This is a genomic window from Janthinobacterium woesei (assembly GCF_051380875.1).
Classification (GTDB): domain Bacteria; phylum Pseudomonadota; class Gammaproteobacteria; order Burkholderiales; family Burkholderiaceae_D; genus Janthinobacterium.
Genome location: NZ_JBNYXW010000004.1, coordinates 184,810 through 206,628, shown reverse-complemented (window position 1 = coordinate 206,628; position 21,819 = coordinate 184,810). Strand labels below are relative to the sequence as shown.

Genomic DNA, 21,819 nt, shown 5'->3' with positions numbered 1-21,819 from the left:
GCCCGTGCGGCCAGTGGCCTGTTTATTTTGAATTGATGGTGAGGAAGGACTGCAACAAGGTATTCACACGCTGCGCCTGGTCCAGGGGCGTGGCGTGGCGCGAATTCGCAATGACTTCGAACTCGCAATGCTGAAACTGTGCGGCAAATGCCCGCTTGCTCTCGACCGGCGTGTAATCCTGGTCGGCCGCCATGATCAGGACAGGCATGGCCAGGGCCTTGAAGTGCAGATCGATATCCCAGTGGAAAATGGCATCCAGCGCGGCCAGGTAGGCGCGCTTGTCCATGCCCGCCATCTGCGTGGCGAAGCGCTCGACCAGCCGCTGCTGTGCCGGATCGGGGAACAGTTTCTTGCCGATGATCTTGCCCATGGATTTCAAGCCGAAGGTGGCGATCACCGTGCGGCGTAGCCAGTAGGTAAATAGCAGCGCCGCTGGCTTTCTGCCTTGAAACGGTTGCGAATTGATCAGGCACAAGCTCGACACGCGGCCAGGGGCGCGGTTGGCCATTTCCAGCCCCACCATGCCGCCCAGGGAAAAGCCGACGATGTGCGCGCGCGGCACGTCGAGCTGGTCCATCAAGTTGAAGAGGTCGTTGGCGAAGTCACCGATCTGCCAGTCGCCGGGGAGCGCGGGACTCGCTCCATGGCCGCGCATGTCGGGCACGATCAGGCGGTGCGAGCCGCCCAGCGCATCGATTTGCGGGCGCCAGTCGTTGGCGCAGGAACCGAGGCCATGCAACAGGAGGATGGGATCTCCCTGCGCGAGATCTCGCTGCGCAGGATCGCCCTGCCCGGCCTGCGTGCCGAGGTCGAGGTAATGCAATGTAACATCGGATGTCGTGTGACGCCGCATTCTGTCTCCTTGCTATTGAACATGCTTTGTGTTCAGGTGCAGGAATATGTTTTCCTGCTGTTGGAAAACATAATACGGAATCCGAATTCCGATTTCAAGATAAATCGGTAAATATCTTAAGTCAGGTAATTTAAAGCAACACGTACAAGCTCATCTTCCAGCGCCGCGCCCGACAAAAACGACAGCGAACCCGTCAAGGTATGCTGGTTGAGTATCCCCAGCAGCACGGGCGGCACCACCATCATCGCTTGCGTGGGGTTCGGATGGCCGATGCTGGTCGACTTGCTGGCCAGCACGGCCACCGTGCGCTGCGAAATAAGATGATTGATCTGGTGCACCCTGTCGCGGAACTGTGCATCTTGCGAAGCGCGCGTGATCAGCGCCCGCAACACGCCGCTGCGCCCGCCATTGACAGCAACGAACATGGCCACCATGGCGCGGATGAATTCTTCCAGGCTGCGCCCTTCCCACTGGCGCAATTCCGTCAGGGTCTCGACCTTTTCCACCATGTCGGAAAAAAAGCGCTGCAGCAACAAACGGCTCAAGGTGTCCTTGTCGCCCAGCAGGCGGTAAAACGTGCCCACCGAGGTTTCCGCCAGCCTGGCCAGGTCGGCCACGCCGATTTCATCGAAACGGTTTTCCGCCAGCAACTGCTCGCCCACCAGCAGCAAGCGCTCGAACGCTTGCTTGCTGCGCGCCTGTGTCGGCTCAGGTGGAACGATCATCTGCGGAAATGGCATCGGAAAGGAAGGCATGCGGCGTCGGCGTCTCTAGATAGTGGAACCAGGGTTCCGTTATTGGTGCGCGTATTGTAACGCGAGAGACGGCCGATGGGGAGCGTTACGCGGCGCGCCCAAGCGCGTTACGCCCTGCCATGCCCTATCCATCGATCGCTTCTTGCCACCGATCCAGGAATACCGCATCGCCGATGGTATCCGGCTGGGCTTGCGCCTGCGCAAAGAAGGCGGCAAGGGCGACGAGTTGCGGCGGGGAAGTCCAGGTGGGCATCGACAATATCCCAGGCAGGGCCGCATTGACATGGCCGCGATGGCGGACTGCAGCATGTCCAATGCACGCACTGAACACGGCTGGCCGTGGCTGACAGCGCGCTTATTCGGCGCTGCTGCGCTTGAACACCACGGTGGCGCGCGGCTGGGCGTCCCGCTCCAGGTGATACGTGAGGGTCAAACCATCGGCGCTGACGCTGATGGTCCACACATTCGTGGCCGCGCCATCGACCAGCCTGGCCGTGTAATCGTCGGCCAGGAACGACTGCTTCAGGGCCGAGCCGTTGCTGCTGGCCATGCCGCCATACATGGTGACGGCGTCGGGCGTGCCGTCCGCATGCCGATGGTCGTGCTGCAGGTGCAACCCGGCCGGCGTACGGCTGATGATCCAGGTGCGCGAACGGTCCGCACCCACCTGGAACGGTACCTTGACTTGCGTCTCGCTGCAGGCGGCAAAATCGGCATGCAGGCGTTTGCGCGCGAAATCATGCTGGGGATCCTTGGGATAGACCAGCACGCCTTCGAATTGCTGGCCGCACAGGCTTTTCAAGGTCGCAAAGAATTGATCACGCGCATCTTGCGCTTGTGCAACAGTGGGTAGCAAGCCAAGCGCCAGTGTAGCGATGGAGACTGCCTTGACGATGAATGGCATGAAAATCCTGTCTGAATGAGAGTGGCGGGCACGCGGCCGATGGCAAGCGCCCCGAACTGCGCGATTGTAACAATGAAGGGCGGCGTGCAAGCAAGTGGCATTGTTAGCAACACGCCAGCCGCTTGGGCTGCAAGATGCTGACCGTGACGTTGAGATAGATCATGTCAACGATGGCGCCATCGGCAGCGTTCAGGAAAGCGTCGTCCTCGCCGAAGGCTTTTTCTTCCCACACGCCGAGGCAGTCCACACACGTGTGCCCCGCCACGGCATTTACTCAAGGAGCGGAAATGCGTATGCTAGCTCTGGCAATTTCCCATACAACACAAAAAACGAGACACATGGCCACCTCCGACACCGCCGCAACACGTCCTCTGACCCAACAAGACTACAAAACACTGTCGCTGGCCGCCCTGGGCGGCGCGCTGGAATTCTACGATTTCATCATCTTCGTCTTCTTTGCCAATGCCATCGGCCAGCTGTTCTTCCCACCGGAAATGCCTGAATGGCTGCGCCTGCTGCAAACCTTCGGCATCTTCGCCGCCGGCTACGTGGTGCGCCCGCTGGGCGGCATCGTCATGGCCCACTTCGGCGACTTGCTGGGCCGCAAGCGCATGTTCACCCTGTCCATCCTGCTGATGGCCGTGCCGACCTTGCTGATCGGCCTGCTGCCCACGTATGCCACCATCGGCCTGGCGGCGCCGCTGCTGCTGCTCCTGATGCGCATCTTGCAAGGCGCGGCCGTGGGCGGCGAAGTACCGGGCGCTTGGGTATTTGTCTCGGAACACGTGCCGAGCCGCCATACGGGCTTTGCCTGCGGCACGCTGACGGCAGGCCTGACGGTGGGCATTTTGCTGGGTTCCCTGGTGGCGACGGGGCTCAATACCGTCTACACGCCGGAAGAAGTCACGGGCGGCGCCTGGCGCTATCCATTCCTGCTGGGCGGCATCTTCGGCTTCGGCGCCATGTATCTGCGCCGCTGGCTGCATGAAACTCCCGTCTTCGCGGAAATGCAGCAGCGCAAGGTCCTGTCCACGGAAATGCCCCTGAAATCCGTGCTGCGCAGCCACCGCGGCGCCGTTGCCGTGTCGATGCTGCTGACGTGGATGTTGTCGGCCGGCATCGTCGTCGTCATCCTGATGACCCCTGCCCTGCTGCAAAAGATCCACCACATCGCCCCGCGCACCACCCTGGTCGCCAATACCGTGGCCACCTTGTGCCTGGCCTTCGGCTGCATCATCGCCGGCATGCTGGCCGACCGCCTGGGCGGCAAGCGCGTGATCTTCGTCGGCTCCGTGTTGCTGGCGATTTCTACGTACATCTTCTACACCACCATCGGCAGCCGTCCCGACTTGCTGCTGCCGCTGTACGCCATGACGGGCCTGTTCGTCGGCGTCGTCGGCGCCGTGCCCTACGTGCTGGTGCAAGCGTTCCCGGCGCAGGTGCGCTTCTCCGGACTGTCGTTTTCCTACAACTTGTCGTACGCCATTTTCGGCGGCCTGACACCGGTAGTGGTGACCTTGATGCTGAAGAACAATGTGCTGGGCCCCGCCTATTATGTGATCGGCGTATGCGTGATCGGCATGTTGACGGCCTTGTTCATCAAGGACCAACGGCAGACGGTGGGACGTTAGGTTTCACGCCCTGACAATCATTCCAGCAAAGCTTTCCCAGGCAGGCGCCGAGCGCGCCTGCCATCCTACCCAGTGAGGCCACCAGCATGCATGCCGACACTCCCGCACTGATCATTATTGACATGCAACAAGGCATGGCCAGCCCCACAGCCGGCCCCCGCAACAATCCCGCTGCGGAACGCCAGATCGCCACCCTGCTGCAGGCGTGGCGCACAGCGGGCGCCACCGTCGTGCATGTGCGTCACATCTCCCGAACGCCAGGCTCGCCCTTCTGGCCCGGCCAGCCTGGCGTGGAATTTCAGACTGCGCTGGCGCCTTTGCCCGCAGAGCACGTGGTGGAGAAAAATGTGCCGGATGCCTTCATCCACACCGCTCTGGAGCGCTGGTTGCGCGTGCGCGGCATCCGCAAGCTGGTCATCGTGGGCGTCAGTACCAACAACTCCGTGGAGTCGAGCGCGCGCACGGCGGGCAATCTGGGCTTTGACACGCAAGTCGTCGCCGACGCGTGTTTTGCGTTTGCTCAGGTCGATTACGCTGGCGTGCCAAGAAGCGCGGATGAGGTGCATGCGATGGCACTGGCCAACCTGAACGGGGAATATGCGGTGATCGTTGCGAGCGGGCAAGTTCTCGCGTCCCTGGCCACCTCTTCATTCATACCGCCCTTGCACGCCGCTCTCTGATCGCCTGTAGTGCAACGCCTTCGCGCTTGAAATTGTCTGCCTCCACGCCTTCCCGTCATGTAATGGCATCCGTTCCGCCCACCAGCCACCTTCGGGTGGCTTTTTTTCGCCCCAATTTGTCGCGCTGCACCAAATTCTGAAAAAGCGTTTCACATCGTGAAATTCAGGTGCCGCGCCAACCGCCTCCGCTCTCTCACTTTTTGAAAATTCATTCCACATAGCAAAATTTAAATACTAAGTCATTGAAAAACAAGGAATAAATTTAAGTTATATGTCTTATATAAGACTTGAAGATCGTCGGCAATCGGCCTACTATTTAGTCATGCAGTTCGCATCGACAAGACGTGGCAGCAGACTCGACGATTTTCTCAAACTTAGTTTTTCTTTAGGAGATACACATGTCCCAATATCAAGACGACATCAAGGCTGTTGCCGGTTTGAAAGAGCAACAAGGCAGCGCCTGGAACGCCATCAATCCCGAGTCCGCCGCCCGCATGCGCGCCCAGAACAAATTCAAGACCGGCCTGGACATCGCCCGCTACACGGCCAAGATCATGCGCAACGACATGGCTGCCTACGATGCGGACCCATCCAAGTACACCCAGTCGCTGGGCTGCTGGCATGGTTTCATCGGTCAACAGAAGATGATCTCGATCAAGAAACACTTCAACAGCACCGACCGCCGCTACCTCTACCTGTCGGGCTGGATGGTCGCCGCGCTGCGCTCCGAGTTCGGCCCGTTGCCAGACCAGTCGATGCATGAAAAAACCGCCGTCTCGGCGCTGATCAAAGAGCTGTACACCTTTTTGCGCCAGGCGGATGCACGCGAACTGGGCGGCCTGTTCCGCCAACTGGACGCCGCTGAAGGTGCTGACAAGCAAGCCATCCAGGCCAAGATCGACGGCCACGTGACCCACGTCGTGCCCATCATCGCCGACATCGACGCCGGTTTCGGCAATGCCGAAGCAACTTACCTGCTGGCAAAACAGTTCATCGAAGCGGGCGCCTGCTGCATCCAGATCGAAAACCAGGTATCCGACGAGAAACAATGCGGCCACCAGGACGGTAAAGTCACGGTGCCACACGAAGACTTCCTGGCCAAGATCCGCGCCATCCGCTACGCCTTCCTGGAACTGGGCGTGGACGACGGCATCATCGTGGCCCGCACCGATTCGCTGGGCGCCGGCCTGACCAAGCAGATCGCCGTGACCAATGAACCTGGCGACCTGGGCGACCAATACAATTCCTTCCTCGACTGCGAAGAAGTGTCGGCCGACGCACTGGGCAATGGCGACGTCATCATCAAGCGCGAAGGCAAGCTGCTGCGTCCGAAACGCCTGCCGAGCAACCTGTTCCAGTTCCGCGCCGGTTCCGGCGAAGAGCGTTGCGTGCTCGACTGCATCACCTCGCTGCAAAACGGCGCCGACCTGCTGTGGATTGAGACGGAAAAACCGCATATTTCGCAAATCGGCGGCATGGTTAACGAGATCCGCAAGGTCATCCCGAACGCCAAGCTGGTGTACAACAACAGCCCATCGTTCAACTGGACCCTGAACTTCCGCCAGCAGATCTTCGATGCAATGAAAGCGGAAGGCAAGGACGTGTCGGCCTACGAACGGGCTCAGCTGATGAGCGTGGAATACGACCAGACGGAACTGGCGATTGCCGCCGACGAAAAGATCCGCACCTTCCAGGCCGATTCGGCCCGCGAAGCCGGCATCTTCCACCACCTGATCACCTTGCCGACCTACCACACGGCAGCCTTGTCGACCGACAACCTGGCCAAGGAATACTTCGGCGACCAGGGCATGCTCGGCTACGTGGCCGGCGTGCAGCGCAAGGAAATCCGCCAGGGCATCGCCTGCGTGAAACATCAAAACATGTCCGGCTCCGACATCGGCGATGACCACAAGGATTATTTCAGCGGCGAAGCGGCGCTGAAAGCAGCCGGCAAAGACAACACCATGAACCAGTTCTGATGTATTGATCTGGTTCAATATGGAAAGCCCGCTTCGGCGGGCTTTTTGACGTCTGCAGCATGCCAGCTTAGCCTACCGGTGCGGCATGGCGAAACAGGTCCAGCCAGCTTTACGGCGCTTGGACAAAGGGCAGGAGAAGAGGCAAAACAAGGGGCAAAACAAGGGCCGCGGCAGGCGTTCCTGGCAATGCGTTCTGCATGACGCAACAGCCTTCGGCATTGTTGCAATGCAGCACTATTCTACGGGTATAATCTTTCGCCGCATGCCTGTAGACAGCATGCTTCCCAACATGAAGCCACATTACAATTAAAGGAATCTTCGTGCATCGTTCACTGATCAGCGCCGCCTGCTGCGCCTTACTCGCCTTATCCGCCCCCACATTGCACGCCCAGCAAGGCACGACCACCGCCGCGCCAGTATCGGGCATCGACCTGAAAACCCTGGACCCGGCGGTGAGCCCGAAGGAAGATTTCTACGGCTACGTCAACGGCGTCTGGACCCGCACTACCGAGATCCCGGCCGACAAATCGGTCTGGGGCACGTATATTGAATTGCGCGAAACGGCGCAAGGCCAGCTGCGCGGCCTGATCGACGCCACGCTGAAAAATCCCGGCAAGCCCGGCAGCGAAGCGCACAAGATCGCCGACCTGTACACCAGCTTCATGAACGAAAAGGCGCGCAATGCCGCCGGCTACAAGCCCGTGCACGCCGAGCTGGCCCGTGTCGCCGCCATCAAGGACAAGAAGGACTTGCCGGCACTGTTTGCCTACCTGCAACGCAATGGCATCCAGACGCCGTTCTCGGCCGGCATCGCGCCCGACGCGCAAAATCCCGAGCTATACACCATCAACATCAGCCAGTCCGGCCTGGGCTTGCCTGACCGCGACTATTACCTGAAGGACGACGACGCCAAGCTCACGGCCGTGCGCGCCAAGTACCTGTTGCATATCGAGACCATGCTGGCCATGAGCGGCGACAAGGATGCCGCCAAGCATGCCACCCAGATCCTCGACATCGAAGGCCGCCTTGCCGCAGCGCAATGGACGCGCGTGCAGATGCGCGATCCCGTCAAATCATATAACCGCGTCGGCTTCGACCAATTCGCCGCGCTGGCGCCCGCCTTTGACTGGAAAGCCTACTTTGCCGCCGCCGGCATGACGCAAAAGGAAACCTCGGCCGTGGTGCGCCAGCCCAGCTTCATGAAAGGCTTCTCCGAAACCGTGGCCGCCGTGCCGCTGGAATCCTGGAAGAGCTACTTGAACTGGCGCATCATCGAAAGCTATGCCTCCTACCTGGACAGCGCCACCGTCAAGGAACGCTTCGCCTTCGAAGGCACGGTGCTGCGCGGCGTGCCGCAAAGCGAACCACAGTGGCAACTGGCGCTGCGCTTTACCGATGGCGCCATCAGCGATGCCGTCGGCAAGCGCTATGTGGCAATGTACCTGCCGCCCGAAACCAAGCCGCGCGTGATGGCCATGTTCAACAACTTCGTGGCCTCGTTCAAAGATGGCATCGATCAGCTCGACTGGATGGGATCGGAAACCAAGAAGGAAGCCCAGCTCAAGCTGGCAGCCTTGAAGCCGAAGATCGCCTACCCCGACAAATGGCGCGATTACAGCGCCATGAAGACGCAGCCGAACGACCTGATCGCCAACGTGCGCGCCGTGCGCGTCTGGAGCCGCCAGCAAAACCTGGCCAAGCTGGGCAAACCGGTCGACCGTGACGAATGGTCGATGACGCCGCAAACCGTCAACGCCAGCTACAGCCCGGCGCTGAACTCGATCACGATTCCCGCCGCCATCCTGCAACCGCCATTCTTCAACGTCAAAGCCGAAGATGCGGTCAACTACGGCTTGCTGGGCATCACCTTTGGCCATGAAATCAGCCACGCGTTCGACGATTCGGGCAGCCAGTACGACGCCAAGGGCCGCTTGCGCAACTGGTGGACCGCAGAAGACCGCACCGCCTTCAAGGCCCTGGCCGCCGGACTGGTCAAGCAATATGGCGCCTACAGCCCCGTGCCAGGCTACTTCATCAATGGCGAGCTGACCCTGGGTGAAAACATCGGCGACAACTCCGGCCTGTCGCTCACCTACAAGGCCTACCAACGTTCGCTGGGAGGCAAACCGTCGCCTGTGCTCGACGGCCTGACCGGCGAACAGCGCCTGTACATCGGCTTCGCCCAGAAATGGCGCGCCAAACTGCGTCCGGAAGCGGCGATTGCGCAAATCAAGAGCGATCCGCATTCGCCGGGCGAGTTCCGCGCCAAGGGGACTGTGATGAACCAGCCGGGGTTTTATGAGGCGTTCGGGATCAAGGCGGGGGATGCGATGTATTTGGCGCCGGAGAAGCGGGTGATTATGTGGTAGAGGTGGAAAGCATCAAAACAATGCGATGAATCAGTTCTGATTCTGTTGCTGTCTTAGGATGGGGAGGCCCGCTTTGGCGGGCTTTTTTGCGTTTGCAATGTTTATGTCGGGCTCGGCGTCCGAGCTGCTGAGAGAGGGGGGGTTCCCATCATTGAAATGAAGGCTTATTCCACCTGATGGTCATCCGCTTCGGCTTATCGCATACCCTCAAACATACCCCAGAGAATAGGCTGCTGACAAACTAAACTACATAACTGAGCAAGAACAAACCGGATTACTCCTTAAGGTCACCTCGCATAACCTAATTTCCGGGAAATCTCATCTATATAAATCAAAGACTTGCAGCGTCGACCTGGGCGAAACTGCAGTGTTTCGAAGTGCCCTTAAGTGTAGCCCGCTTTAGCCCGCGGATTCGATCACTCAACGCAATCAAATTATCGGATTTTCTAGCTCTCTGACATACAGTTCGGAGCCATAACCGTTTCAGCCACTCGCCGTCATACTTCCGTCTCGTATTACCGAAGTCAGCATCTCAATCACCATAGGATCGCTTCTGACCAGCGTGGATTCTTTTACTATGTCAGATGCAATCACCAACGCCAATTTCAATAAATAAACAACCATCTTCTTTAATATTTTAATGCACGGGCAATAAACGCTCTATCGAGATTGTCGATATTTTTAATTTCATTAAAATTCCAACGAATATAACGAATCAAAACATTAAGATTGACAGAAGACAATTTTTCATGAACGAGCTTCTGAAGAGTTTGCACTGGAATTCCCATTTCTTCCAAGGCGGAGAAATTTTTTGGCAAATGGTTATATTCAAATTTACTTGTGACAAATCCAAAGTTTGCAATAACCTTAAGATTCCCAATTTCACTGCGATAATTTATTAGGTCCTGTAGTAACGAAAGAACAGAGGGAACCGTAAAACCGAAAATATTTCGTATAATTTTCAACTCTCTATCAATACCAACAGACTTTTCAAACTCACTTTCGTTATTTTTCAGAACCCAGTCAATCACTTCGTCTAGGTAACTCTGATGACTTTCGGCAAAGAGGTATTTGCTAATTTTTAATTTTAAATCCGATTTCTCACCATGCAAATTCAAGTTTCGCAGGGCTGCAGAGGCAGCAACCTTCAAGGCACCGCAAATTATTTCCAGTCCCTCAGCGCTAACTTTTGGAGAGCAAACGGCCCTAAGTTCGAAAAAACTCAAAAAATTCACATAATCATTCGCAGCACGCAATGATTCAATCGAGAACGTCGCATGTTTCTTTAATATCCACAAAGGCACTTGTGCGGAAGCGACATATTTCTCCAGGGAATCCTTCAATTCAGGCTGAATATGAACCTCCTCAATACCGGCTATAAAATTCAGCGGACTATTTTCATCTTGCGTCCCAAGGGGAATCTCAACAACCTGATTTTCAATTTTTTTTTCTGGAATCCTCTCTAAGCAATGAACATTTCCAACAAAATGAACATTCATTCGACCAGCTCGGCCTTTTATATTATTATGAGTAAACCGGTCTATAGAACCCACGCCATTTCGATTATCATAAATTATTACATTTTCAGCAGTAGTATTGACACCCTCAATGATAGTTGACGTACATATCAATATTTTCAGAACGCCGCTATTAAATAAATCAACAGTAAACTGCTGAATGGCTCTCGGTAACGCACCGTGATGAATTCCTATGCCAGCATTAATTGCTTTTGAATATGACCAATTTGAACTGTATTTCTCCTTAATCCAATTCACATACTCGCTATCATAATTATCTGAAAACCCTTCCGAAATAAGTAATGTGGCAATTTCGGCTGCTGCATTGGGCGACTTACAATAAATTAGGGTTTGGTTCGCGTTATTCCTAGACTGCAGTATCTTCACCAAAGTACTGTTTTTCAAATCTTTTGAGTTTGCATCAATATCATACTTAAAAATATTTAAAGCTACGGTATTAAATGACGAAGGTAAAAAGAAATAGTTTCTCCCTAGCGAACTTAACCCAGTAACGTCATCAATACTGGGGCCAATCATAAAAAACTGCTTTGATGAAACCAATAACTTACTAAGTGCAATATTGAGAGAAATAGCCCTTTCATCATACGAGCCACGCTTAAAGGAAAGCTTGTAAAATTCATCTATAATAAAAAGATCTATATCTAAAATATCTTTCCGTTCGTTTACTCTTTCTTGCGTAAGAATATAAATTGTCTTACGAAAAGATCGAGCAACTTGCGAACTGTGATAAATAATTTCATAACTACTACTGAATTTTTCCGCAACACGTCTTCTTGTTTCATCAATCAATGCAATGGTCGGGACAACTATTACAATGCGGCTATACTTTCCGCTTGCCAAAAGAGAATCAGCAATTGCGCTTTTCCCCATGCTAGTAGGTGCGCTCAGTACGACATTATGCCCACCCATCAATAAATTAAATATTTTTAACTGCATAGAATGAAATATGAATTTCTCAGAATGAGTCGAGCGATAGACACTCAACAAATACTCGTCCTCTACCGTTAAATTAGAAAATTCACTGTTCAAATACGGATAAAGCCCAGCCTTACGAACTAAATTCTTCAATAAACCAGCGTAACCTAAAAATTTTTTCTTTTTATCCAATGCTCGAATAACTAATTCCCTGCCCAGAGATTCGTCAGCAGGGTTGGATAGAAGATCGTTGGCGCTTTTAAGATACCCGAATAGATCCGCGTCTTCTTTTTCCAAGCTTGCCACCCTGTTTTGGAATTCGCTAAACATCTATTACCTCATTAATTTTTTTCCGCACAACGCTAACCAATGTTTTTATACAGGGGTTAGGATAAAGATAGAGCAAAACATTAATTCTCGAAAAATATTTATCTTTATTTAATATTTTCTCTATCATCTTTTCGAAATTTTCTTGAGCTTCAATTAACTGTGTTATTTTATAATCCTGACCTTCTTCTTCAATTGAAAGATGTGCAGATTTATAACCAATGAACATAACAAATTTAAATCGATGGATGTGATCATCTAGAGAAGACGACTCATCAAGCAGTTCGTCAATATCATGCTTTAAGAGATAATTGTTTTCTTTTACCTCAAGTATCTTTTTCCTCTGCAGTCGAAAGTCAACAGTGATAAGTTCATGAAGTTGACCACATACCTGTTCCATTGAGTCAGCCAAATTCAAGTTTTCAGATAAACTGCTAAATCCCATCCAAAGTTCGTCGCCACTATCAGCTCGGACAATGTGCACGTTTTCGAATTCCTTGAATGTTTTTCCATCTTTATCAATATACAACGCAACCGGAATCGGTTCGCTATTACTATAATATCTCACTGAGGAGTGCATTAGAGTTCGCCCCAGAAATTCAGAGAAATCGGAACTTTGCTCTAAAAAACGTTTAGAGATATTGGCCGACTTAGTAAAAAATTTCTCCCGAGACGTATCTGCCAATTCGCTAGGTCGTAACAAAATTTCTGGCATCCAATTAATTATTGAATCTGCAATATAGTCGAATCTATATTTTCCAAACTCGTATCCTTGGCCCAAACCTATTCCCAACTTCTGATCAGATCCGTGGTCGGAGAATTTCAAAAGAACAGGTTCGGTTTTGCTAAATTCAACATAGACCTTGGTGTTCAATCTGCTATTTGTAGCCGCTAATATTTTTATTTCTTCGAAAAACCAACTTAGAAAATATTTTCTGAAATAAGTTTTATTATCTGCACATGTTATTTTTCTCGATAATGCACTTTTTTTCGTAAGCGTGCAAAGAACATCGTTGAGTATTATTTTTGCATCACGAGATGGATTTAATAAAATCCCATGATCATGAGCAGAAATTAGGATATCTCTATATATCCTTAACTCTAACTCATTGATCGATGAAAACACATCCCAGCTAGCATTATCTAACCAGAATTCTACGTCTCTCCCTGCAGGAGAAAAAAAAGAACCAATTTTTGCGTTTAATGCCTTAAGTAATTCGGGCTTTGGTGATGTGTCTATGCGTTCCGTGATCGGAGTCCGCAAGTAATTTAAGGCGTTTAAAACATCACGTTTGCTCACTATTTTAAAAGTTGCTTTTACGGAGTTGTCAGCATCGCAGCTTAAAGATTTATGTAGGATTGAGTCGTTTGCAGGAGGCGGCTTTGGTTTATTACGTTCCTTTTTGACTTTCGTAACTTCGCAAAATTCCGCGATCGACCATTTCCGATCTCCTTCCGTTGTCTTTACTTGAACATATTCGATTTCATTATTGCTATATAAAAGATCGATATCATCGGTTACCTCACAACGAACACCTGTTATCTTTTTGTTCTGCAACATCTGAAAAACGTAGTATGCCGCTACATAATCTTGGAATAAAAACCCACTTTTCGCTCCCACTCCGCCACTGTCGTCGCGTTTCATCGCATTATTAGCTTTCATAATTTACGCTTTTTGATAGTGCTACATAGAAGTCATCCGTCGTACAGCCAACCTTAAAACAGGCAGCTTACTTTCATTCTAACAACAAGATGGACTAATAAGCACTAGTCAACGCATAAAGACCGAAAACGGTGTTGGAACCTCATTTAAAGTGACAATTGGGTAGAATTCAAAAGCTTACATCCATAATTTTACTGTATATATAAACAGTATACGTCATATTATGTGGTGCTAGGGTCACGCCTGCCATTCGGACATGGACTCATGCGTTGGCCGCCGTAGAAGCCAGCTCAGCCGAAAACCTGATTAGAACCACGAGCGCGCGCCTGCGGCGCGCGAGGCTGCCGCGCAGCGGCAGCAGTCAGTAGATTCGGAGATGGCCGGGCCGGTAGGCCCGACCCTTCGAATCCCCCGCGCAAGCCCCGCAGGGGGCGTGCTTCTCTCCGCGTACAGACGAACGCGCCGGGGTCAAGTCTGCCATTCAGACACGGACTCATGCATTGGGCGCCGTAGAATCATGCTCAGCTGCAAACCTGATTAGAACCACGAACGCGCGCCGGAGGCGCGCGAGGCTGCCGCGCAGCGGCAGCAGTCGGTAGATTCGGAGAGGGCCGGGCCGGTAGGCCCGGCCCTTCGAATCCCCCGCGCACGCCCCGCAGGGGGCGTGCTTCTCTGCGCCACAGACGAAAAAAAAGCTACCCGAGGGTAGCTTTTCTTTTTTCGTCTGTGGCGGAGAGAGGGGGATTCGAACCCCCGATAGAGTATTACCCTATACACGCTTTCCAGGCGTGCGCCTTCAGCCGCTCAGCCATCTCTCCTGAAGGCAATGCGTGCGTCTTGCTTGCTCACATTGTGTACTGCATATCGCTTGTCGCGAAGCCGCAGATTATAGCAAAGATTCTACGGACTGCCAAAGTTATTTACCCTGGAGTAAAAGTTTGGCCCAGGCCCGCCGGAAGGATGCGCCGCAGTGGCGCGCACTGCGCTTCCGGAGGGGCTGGCCGCTCTTTAAGACGTTTCTTTCAACTGCTCCAGGATGGCCGGGTTTTCCAGGGTCGATACGTCCTGCGTGATGGTCTCGCCCTTGGCCAGCACGCGCAGCAGGCGGCGCATGATTTTGCCGGAGCGGGTTTTTGGCAGGTTGTCGCCGAAACGGATTTCCTTTGGCTTGGCGATCGGGCCGATTTCCTTGCCGACCCAGTTGCGCAGTTCCAGCGCCAGCTTCTTGGCTTCCTCGCCCGTCGGACGTGCCTGCTTCAGCACCACGAAGGCGCAGATCGATTCGCCCGTCGTGTCGTCCGGGCGGCCCACCACGGCCGCTTCGGCCACCAGCGGGTTGGCCACCAGCGCCGATTCGATTTCCATCGTGCCCATGCGGTGGCCCGAGACGTTCAGCACGTCATCGATGCGGCCTGTGATGGTGAAGTAGCCGGTGTCCTTGTTACGGATGGCGCCGTCGCCTGCCAGGTACATCTTGCCGCCCAGCTCTTCCGGGAAGTAGCTGGATTTGAAACGCTCGGGGTTGTTCCAGATCGTGCGGATCATCGATGGCCATGGGCGTTTCACTACCAAAATACCACCCTGGCCGTTCGGCACGTCGTGGCCCGCTTCGTCGACGATGGCGGCCATGATGCCCGGCAATGGCAGGGTGCAGGAACCGGGCACCATTGGCGTTGCGCCCGGCAATGGGGTGATCATGTGGCCGCCCGTTTCCGTTTGCCAGAAGGTATCGACGATCGGGCATTTCTCGCCGCCAATGTTCTTGTAGTACCACATCCACGCTTCCGGGTTGATCGGCTCGCCGACCGAACCGAGCAAACGCAGGCTGGAGAGGTCGTAGTGGCTTGGGTGCACTTTCGGATCGACGTCGGCCGCCTTGATCAGCGAACGGATGGCCGTTGGCGCCGTGTAGAAGATGCTGACGTTATGTTTCTTGATGGTTTCCCAGAAACGACCCGCGTTCGGGTAGGTCGGGATGCCTTCGAACACCACTTGCGTGGCGCCCACGGCCATCGGGCCATAGGCGATGTAGCTGTGGCCTGTCACCCAGCCGATGTCGGCCGTGCACCAGAAGACGTCGTTCGGCTTGATGTCGAAACTCCACTTCATCGTCAGCGCGGCCCACAGCAGGTAGCCGCCGCTCGAATGCTGCACGCCTTTCGGCGTGCCGGTGGAACCGGATGTGTAGAGAATGAACAATGGATGCTCGGCATCGACCCATTCCGGCTCGCATTGCGCGCTCTGGTCTGCGACCAGGTCGTGCAGCCACGTGTCGCGGCCAGCTACCATCGGCAAGTCGCTGCCCGTGCGTTGGTAGACGATGACGTTTTTCACGCAATCGCAGCCACCCAGCGCCAGCGCTTCGTCGACGATGGCTTTCAGTGGCAATTTCTTGCCACCACGCAATTGCTCGTCGCCCGTGATGACGGCCACGGCGCCCGCGTCGATGATGCGTTCCTGCAAGGACTTCGCAGAGAAGCCGCCAAATACCACGGAGTGGGTAGCGCCGATGCGTGCGCAGGCTTGCATTGCGGCAACGCCTTCGACCGACATCGACATGTAGATGATCACGCGGTCGCCCTTGGCAATGCCCTTGGCCTTCAAGCCATTGGCAAATTTGCAGACCTGGGCATGCAATTCATTGTAGGTGGCCTTGGTGACGGTGCCGTCGTCCGCTTCGAAGATGATGGCGGTCTTGTCGCCCAGGCCATTTTCAATGTTGCGGTCCAGGCAGTTGTACGACACGTTCAGCTGGCCGTCTTCGAACCATTTGTAGAATGGGGCGTTGTCTTCGTTCAGGGTGCGGGTGAACGGCTTTTTCCAGCTCAGGTTCTCGCGCGCCAGCCTGGCCCAGAAGCCTTCATAGTCGCTTTCGGCTTCTTTCACCATGGCGTGATAAGCCGCCATGCCGGAAATCGTTGCCTGTGCGACGAATGCTGCCGACGGTTCAAATACGCGCGACTCTCCTGGTCCCTGTTGCTCCGTGCCCTGCCCTTGGTTTTCTGTAGCTGTCATGCTGGTCTCCAGTGTAGTAATTGTTTGCTAACACAATAGGCTTCGCGTCTTACGGACGCCTTACATGCAGCGTTTTTCCTCCGTTAATTCTAACCATAATCGCCGCAGGCGAGGGGAGCCAAGGGGGCACCGCCCTGCATTCTCGATGGAAAAAGTGATAACTCGACGAATAATTGATGTCACCTTGTGTTTCATCCAGTCCAAGAATCCAATTCAAGGCCAAGCGCAGTAAGGATCAGCAAGTGTAAAATGTCGGGCATGCCAAAAATTGGTATTTACTCCCCCAGGAAACCCCAGATGATCGATCACTCACAAAAACCCAAACACAGCAAGCTGCATCCCCTGTCCGCCTTCATCTTCATGTCGCGCTGGCTGCAGTTGCCACTGTACCTGGGCCTGATCCTCGCCCAATGCGTATATGTATTTCATTTCTGGGTGGAACTGTCCGACCTGATCGGCGCCGTCTTCGGCAACGATGCAGCGCTGCAGCACGTGCTGACGGCGGTTGCCGTACCGGGCGGCGCCCTGCCAACCAAGCTGAACGAAGCGACCATCATGCTGGTGGTGCTGGGCCTGATCGACGTGGTCATGATCTCGAACCTGTTGATCATGGTCATCATCGGCGGCTACGAAACGTTCGTCTCGCGCATGCACCTGGACAACCATCCGGACCAGCCGGAATGGCTGTCGCATGTGAATGCGTCCGTGCTGAAGACCAAGCTGGCGATGGCCATCATCGGCATTTCATCCATCCACCTGCTGAAGACCTTCATCAACGCCAATTCCTACAAGATGGAAGTGATCATCGCACAAACGGTGATACACATGGTCTTCATCCTGTCGGCCATGGCGATTGCCTACACCGACCGCATCATGACGGTGACGCAGAACCAGGCCCGCCCGCCGCACTAATACAAGAAGCCCATGGCTGCCAACCGTAGCCCTGGGCTTTGCCAATCTGATGCAGTAACGAGTAAAGAGCCTTACCCTTCTTATCTACCGCGAGAACACCATGACTGTCATAAAGCAAGAAGACCTGATCGAATCCGTCGCCGCAGCGTTGCAGTACATTAGCTACTACCACCCTGCTGATTACATCGAGCACTTGGCGCGCGCCTATGCTGCGGAACAAAGCCCGGCGGCAAAAGATGCGATTGCGCAAATCCTGACCAATTCGCGCATGTGCGCGGAAGGCAAGCGTCCTATCTGCCAGGACACGGGTATCGTCAACGTCTTCCTGAAAATTGGCATGGGCGTGCGCTTCGAAGGTTTTAGCGGCACGGTCACCGACGCCGTCAACGAAGGCGTGCGCCGCGCGTACAACTTCGACGACAACAAGCTGCGCGCCTCCATCGTGGCCGACCCGCATTTCGACCGCAAGAACACCAAGGACAACACGCCAGCCGTGGTGCACATGGAACTGGTCGAAGGCAATACTGTCGACGTGAAAGTCGCTGCCAAGGGCGGCGGCTCGGAAAACAAGTCGAAGATGATCATGATGAACCCGTCCGACTCGCTGGTGGACTGGGTTATGAAGACGGTGCCGACCATGGGCGCCGGCTGGTGCCCGCCTGGCATGCTGGGCATCGGCATCGGCGGCACGGCCGAGAAAGCCATGTTGATGGCGAAAGAAGTGTTGATGGAAGACATCGACATGTTTGAGCTGAAACAACGCGGCCCGCAAAACAAGCTGGAAGAATTGCGTATCGAGCTGTGCGACAAGATCAACTCGCTGGGCATCGGCGCGCAGGGCCTGGGCGGCCTGACGACCGTGCTCGACGTGAAGATCATGATGCACCCGACACATGCGGCATCGAAACCGGTCGCCATGATCCCGAACTGCGCCGCCACGCGCCACGGCCACTTCGTGCTCGACGGCTCGGGTCCAGCCTACATGACGCCGCCATCGCTGTCCTCCTGGCCTGAAGTGCACTGGACGCCGGACACGGAAAAATCCAGGCGCGTTGACCTCAATACCTTGACCCGCGAAGAGGTCGCTTCGTGGACGCCGGGCCAGACCTTGCTGCTGAACGGCAAGATGCTGACGGGCCGCGATGCCGCGCACAAGCGCATCCAGGACATGCTGGCCCGTGGCGAAGAATTGCCGGTCGACTTCAAAAACCGCGTGATCTATTACGTCGGCCCCGTCGATCCGGTACGCGACGAAGCCGTCGGCCCGGCCGGACCGACGACCGCCACGCGCATGGACAAATTCACCGACATGATGCTGGAACAAACCGGCCTGATCGCCATGATCGGCAAGGCCGAGCGCGGCCCGGTCGCCATCGAATCGATCCAGAAGCACAAGTCGGCCTATTTGATGGCTGTCGGCGGCGCCGCCTACCTGGTGTCGAAAGCCATCAAGCACGCCAAGGTGCTGGGTTTTGCCGACATGGGCATGGAAGCGATCTACGAATTCGACGTCGTCGACATGCCCGTCACGGTGGCCGTGGACTCGAAAGGCACTTCGGTGCACAACACGGGTCCGAAGGAATGGCAAGCGAAGATCGAGCAGCTCAATAGCAGCGTCAGCAAGATCCCGGTAATAGTCGCTTAAGTAGCGCACCATGCGCCGCGCAGCCCCAGGCTAGCGCGGCGTTTTTTCATCACCATCGGTCCATATGACAGTTACCCTAAACAATGGCGTAAAACTGGGGCCAGACCCGGCGGGTCTGACCCCGGCCCGCAGCGACGCCCCCATCGGCGTGTTTGACTCCGGCGTGGGCGGCCTGTCGGTGCTGCGCCATATCCGCGCGCAACTGCCGCAGGAAGACCTGATCTACTTTGCCGATTCGGCTTACGCGCCATATGGCGACAAGACGGAGCAGGAAGTCATCGACCGCTCGCTGGCAATTGCCGCGTATTTACTGGAACAGGGCGCCAAGGCGCTGGTGGTCGCCTGCAACACGGCCACCATTGCCGCCATCAAGGCCTTGCGCGCGCGCTATCCTGCATTACCCATCGTCGGCGTCGAGCCGGGCTTGAAACCGGCGGCAAGCATCAGCCGCAACGGCAAGATCGGCGTGCTGGCCACCGAGCGCACCTTGCGCGGCGACAAGCTGCTGGCCTTGCGCAAACAGGTCAGTGCCGCCACCGGCGCCACCTTCGTCTTGCAGCCCTGCATCGGCCTGGTCGAGTGCATCGAGCAGTGCGCGCTGGGCAGCGACCCGATGGATGCCACCAGCGCCATGCTCGAGCGCTACATCGCGCCCTTGCTGGCGCAAGGCGTCGACACCCTGGTGCTGGGCTGCACCCACTACCCGTTCGTGCAGGACGCCATCGCGCGCACGGTACGCGCCCACACGCAGGAAGCCATCCCCCTGATCGACACGGGCGAGGCGGTAGCGCGCCAGCTGGCCCGCTTGCTCGATGCGGCAAGCTTGCGCCGCATCAACAACGACGCACCGCAACTGCAGGGTTACACGACGGCCAGTGTCGAGGCGCTGGCGAAAGCCTTCGCCGGGCTGCTGGACTTGCAACCGCCCGTCGAACACCTGTCCGTGTGAATGAAAATCACCGTTTTCAGGCAATCTTTCGATAATTTAGAAAAGACTGCATTTAGATTTGCCACTTTGCCGAGTTCTTTGTATAATTCGGCACCTGTTCAGCAAAACAGCTAAATAGGTAAGTAAGACAGTGGTGGCTGTAGCTCAGTTGGTAGAGTCCAGGATTGTGATTCCTGTTGTCGTGGGTTCGAGCCCCATCAGCCACCCCAAAGAATAAGAAGTAAAATCAAAGGGTTACACGCTTCGGCTTGTAACCCTTTTTTTTGCATTTTCCGACGTTTTTTTGCATTTCCAACGCACGATAAGGCCGGCGCCATCTTTTAAACGCAACCCACCTACTCTTGGCCTGCCTGAACTTAGGTTGCCACAGCAAATGTCTTTCTTCTTGAATTTATTGACTAAAGAGTCTTTTGAACAGGTGGGTTCTGAAATCTCTTTTTGTGTTGATGAACATGTGAATAAGAATCAGGTCATCGTCAAACTCATACACAATTTTTGTCTGATGAACCAAGGTGTATTTGACGTTTGTTATGCCAATTTCTTTTAATTCATCAATGTAGCTGCCAATGTGAGGATTTCTCTTGATTTCCTGAATGGAGTCTTTGTATTCAGCATTAGCTTTATACCAAGATGCATCGCCAAATTTCGTCTTGACATACTTCTTGATGTCCTTGAATTCTTCTTTGGCACTATCAAGGACAACGATTTTTCTTGTCACAATCAATCGTCCATTTCATCAAGGAAGGCTTCGGCATCACTAAATTTGCCTTCTTTGAATTCTTTTTTTCCAAGAGCAAGCAGTTTGAGTAAAGCCATAGTCTCTTGCTGCTTCTCATATTCTGCAATGTCCATTACCACCATTTTTGCTTCGCCATTCTGAGTGATGATGATGGGCTCAGGATTAATAGCAAATTCCTTAACAATTTCTGCTGCGCTGGATTTCAGGTAAGTGATGGGCCTGATGTGTTTTGCGAGGGACATAGCGACTCCTTGGGTAGGCTGCATGGACAGAATACGAACTGAATTCAGCCCTGTCAAGGGTGTGATAACGGTCAGTTACAGCTTGCTCAGGGGAGATTCTTGTCATGCGTGCCTGTCATGTTCGGATCGCCGGGAATTGACCGTCAATAAATAGCAAAAAAAGATCACCCCGCCAGCACCGACTCCACCGTCGTCGCCAGGTCGTCCAGGCGCACGGGCTTGACGAGGAAGTGGCGAAAGCCTGCGGCCAGCGCGTCATCCATGTACATGGGCAGGCTGTGGCCGGTGACGGCGATCAGCACGGCGTGGGCTGTGTCGGGGTTGTTATGCAGGCGGCGGCCGATTTCGATGCCGCTGACGCCGGGCATTTCGATGTCGAGGTAGACGGCGTCGGGGACGCACAGCTTGACTTGCTCGACGGCCATCTGCCAGTTGCGCACCACCACCACGTGGTGGCCCAGCACTTCGAGCAGCATGGCCAGCGATTCGCCCACTTCCTGGTTGTCGTCGACCACCAGCAGATTGAGTTTGCGCGCAGCAACGGCTGGCTGCTCGCCCTGGCGGCGCTCCACCGTGGAGCTGGCTGGAGGCGCCTGGTGTTCAGTTGTCTGGCTCATTGTACGTTCACGTCCGACGGCTGCTAAAACACCAGTATACAAGAAGCACGCCGAATGACATCGCACCCCAGCACTGTAGCCAAACG

Annotated in this window: 18 protein-coding genes and 2 tRNA genes; 8 read left to right on the top strand and 12 right to left on the bottom strand. The window is 54.7% G+C overall.

Annotated features, from left to right (window positions below; translation table 11 throughout):
* Positions 1–22: 22 nt before the first annotated feature.
* From ACQ4W6_RS05685 to ACQ4W6_RS05665, 5 genes are all read right to left on the bottom strand, one after another.
* Positions 23–853 (bottom strand): alpha/beta fold hydrolase, encoded by an 831-nt coding sequence (locus tag ACQ4W6_RS05685; RefSeq protein WP_436566208.1) that lies wholly within the window; start codon positions 851–853, stop codon positions 23–25.
* 116 nt (positions 854–969) lie between these two features.
* Positions 970–1,578 (bottom strand): TetR/AcrR family transcriptional regulator, encoded by a 609-nt coding sequence (locus tag ACQ4W6_RS05680; RefSeq protein WP_436566207.1) that lies wholly within the window; start codon positions 1,576–1,578, stop codon positions 970–972.
* A gap of 154 nt (positions 1,579–1,732) precedes the next feature.
* Positions 1,733–1,861, bottom strand: coding sequence for a hypothetical protein (locus ACQ4W6_RS05675; protein ID WP_436566206.1), 129 nt, complete (start codon positions 1,859–1,861; stop codon positions 1,733–1,735).
* Between the two features lie 102 nt (positions 1,862–1,963).
* A complete protein-coding gene (locus ACQ4W6_RS05670) occupies positions 1,964–2,512 on the bottom strand; it encodes a hypothetical protein (RefSeq protein WP_436566205.1) in 549 nt (182 codons plus the stop codon).
* 103 nt (positions 2,513–2,615) lie between these two features.
* The gene (locus tag ACQ4W6_RS05665) at positions 2,616–2,759 is read right to left on the bottom strand and encodes a hypothetical protein (protein WP_436566204.1); all 144 of its coding nucleotides are present in this window, start codon (positions 2,757–2,759) and stop codon (positions 2,616–2,618) included.
* 91 nt (positions 2,760–2,850) lie between these two features.
* On the opposite strand from ACQ4W6_RS05665, the gene ACQ4W6_RS05660 reads away from it, so the two are divergent.
* The 4 genes from ACQ4W6_RS05660 (at position 2,851) to ACQ4W6_RS05645 (ending at position 9,171) form a co-directional block, all read left to right on the top strand.
* Positions 2,851–4,143 (top strand): MFS transporter, encoded by a 1,293-nt coding sequence (locus ACQ4W6_RS05660; RefSeq protein ID WP_436566203.1) that lies wholly within the window; start codon positions 2,851–2,853, stop codon positions 4,141–4,143.
* 86 nt (positions 4,144–4,229) lie between these two features.
* The gene (locus ACQ4W6_RS05655; protein ID WP_436566202.1) at positions 4,230–4,823 is read left to right on the top strand and encodes a cysteine hydrolase family protein; all 594 of its coding nucleotides are present in this window, start codon (positions 4,230–4,232) and stop codon (positions 4,821–4,823) included.
* A 398-nt stretch (positions 4,824–5,221) separates the two neighbouring features.
* Entirely contained in the window at positions 5,222–6,802 is a 1,581-nt protein-coding gene (locus ACQ4W6_RS05650) for an isocitrate lyase (protein WP_436566201.1), read from the top strand.
* A gap of 320 nt (positions 6,803–7,122) precedes the next feature.
* Entirely contained in the window at positions 7,123–9,171 is a 2,049-nt protein-coding gene (locus tag ACQ4W6_RS05645; RefSeq protein ID WP_436566200.1) for a M13 family metallopeptidase, read from the top strand.
* Positions 9,172–9,800: 629 nt separating this feature from the next.
* Here the strand turns inward: ACQ4W6_RS05645 and ACQ4W6_RS05640 are convergent.
* The 4 genes from ACQ4W6_RS05640 to acs form a co-directional block, all read right to left on the bottom strand.
* A complete protein-coding gene (locus ACQ4W6_RS05640; protein WP_436566199.1) occupies positions 9,801–11,954 on the bottom strand; it encodes a DEAD/DEAH box helicase in 2,154 nt (717 codons plus the stop codon).
* Positions 11,947–13,614 (bottom strand): dsDNA nuclease domain-containing protein, encoded by a 1,668-nt coding sequence (locus tag ACQ4W6_RS05635; protein ID WP_436566198.1) that lies wholly within the window; start codon positions 13,612–13,614, stop codon positions 11,947–11,949. The genes ACQ4W6_RS05640 and ACQ4W6_RS05635 overlap by 8 nt, the downstream gene beginning before the upstream one ends.
* A 727-nt stretch (positions 13,615–14,341) precedes the next feature.
* Positions 14,342–14,432 (bottom strand) — tRNA-Ser (locus ACQ4W6_RS05630).
* A gap of 190 nt (positions 14,433–14,622) precedes the next feature.
* Positions 14,623–16,629 carry an acetate--CoA ligase gene (gene acs / locus ACQ4W6_RS05625; protein WP_436566197.1) on the bottom strand — a complete coding sequence of 669 codons (2,007 nt, stop codon included), beginning with the start codon at positions 16,627–16,629 and terminating at the stop codon, positions 14,623–14,625.
* Positions 16,630–16,926: 297 nt separating this feature from the next.
* Between acs and ACQ4W6_RS05620 the strand changes: the two genes are divergently transcribed.
* The 4 genes from ACQ4W6_RS05620 to ACQ4W6_RS05605 all read left to right on the top strand — a co-directional run bounded on the left by ACQ4W6_RS05620 (position 16,927) and on the right by ACQ4W6_RS05605 (position 20,344).
* The gene (locus tag ACQ4W6_RS05620) at positions 16,927–17,541 is read left to right on the top strand and encodes a YqhA family protein (RefSeq protein WP_436566196.1); all 615 of its coding nucleotides are present in this window, start codon (positions 16,927–16,929) and stop codon (positions 17,539–17,541) included.
* 100 nt (positions 17,542–17,641) lie between these two features.
* Positions 17,642–19,186, top strand: a complete 1,545-nt coding sequence (locus ACQ4W6_RS05615) for a fumarate hydratase (RefSeq protein ID WP_436566195.1) — start codon at positions 17,642–17,644, stop codon at positions 19,184–19,186.
* Between the two features lie 64 nt (positions 19,187–19,250).
* Positions 19,251–20,135: a glutamate racemase gene (gene murI, locus ACQ4W6_RS05610; protein WP_436566194.1), complete on the top strand. Its 885-nt coding sequence runs from the start codon at positions 19,251–19,253 to the stop codon at positions 20,133–20,135.
* A 133-nt stretch (positions 20,136–20,268) separates the two neighbouring features.
* A tRNA-His gene (locus ACQ4W6_RS05605) sits at positions 20,269–20,344 on the top strand.
* Between the two features lie 182 nt (positions 20,345–20,526).
* Here the strand turns inward: ACQ4W6_RS05605 and ACQ4W6_RS05600 are convergent.
* The 3 genes from ACQ4W6_RS05600 to ACQ4W6_RS05590 form a co-directional block, all read right to left on the bottom strand.
* Complete coding sequence (locus ACQ4W6_RS05600) at positions 20,527–20,853, bottom strand: type II toxin-antitoxin system RelE/ParE family toxin (RefSeq protein WP_436566193.1); 327 nt, start codon at positions 20,851–20,853, stop codon at positions 20,527–20,529.
* Positions 20,854–20,855: 2 nt separating this feature from the next.
* Positions 20,856–21,116 (bottom strand): type II toxin-antitoxin system Phd/YefM family antitoxin, encoded by a 261-nt coding sequence (locus ACQ4W6_RS05595; protein ID WP_436566192.1) that lies wholly within the window; start codon positions 21,114–21,116, stop codon positions 20,856–20,858.
* Between the two features lie 164 nt (positions 21,117–21,280).
* Positions 21,281–21,733 carry a response regulator gene (locus tag ACQ4W6_RS05590; protein WP_436566191.1) on the bottom strand — a complete coding sequence of 151 codons (453 nt, stop codon included), beginning with the start codon at positions 21,731–21,733 and terminating at the stop codon, positions 21,281–21,283.
* Positions 21,734–21,819: the final 86 nt, after the last annotated feature.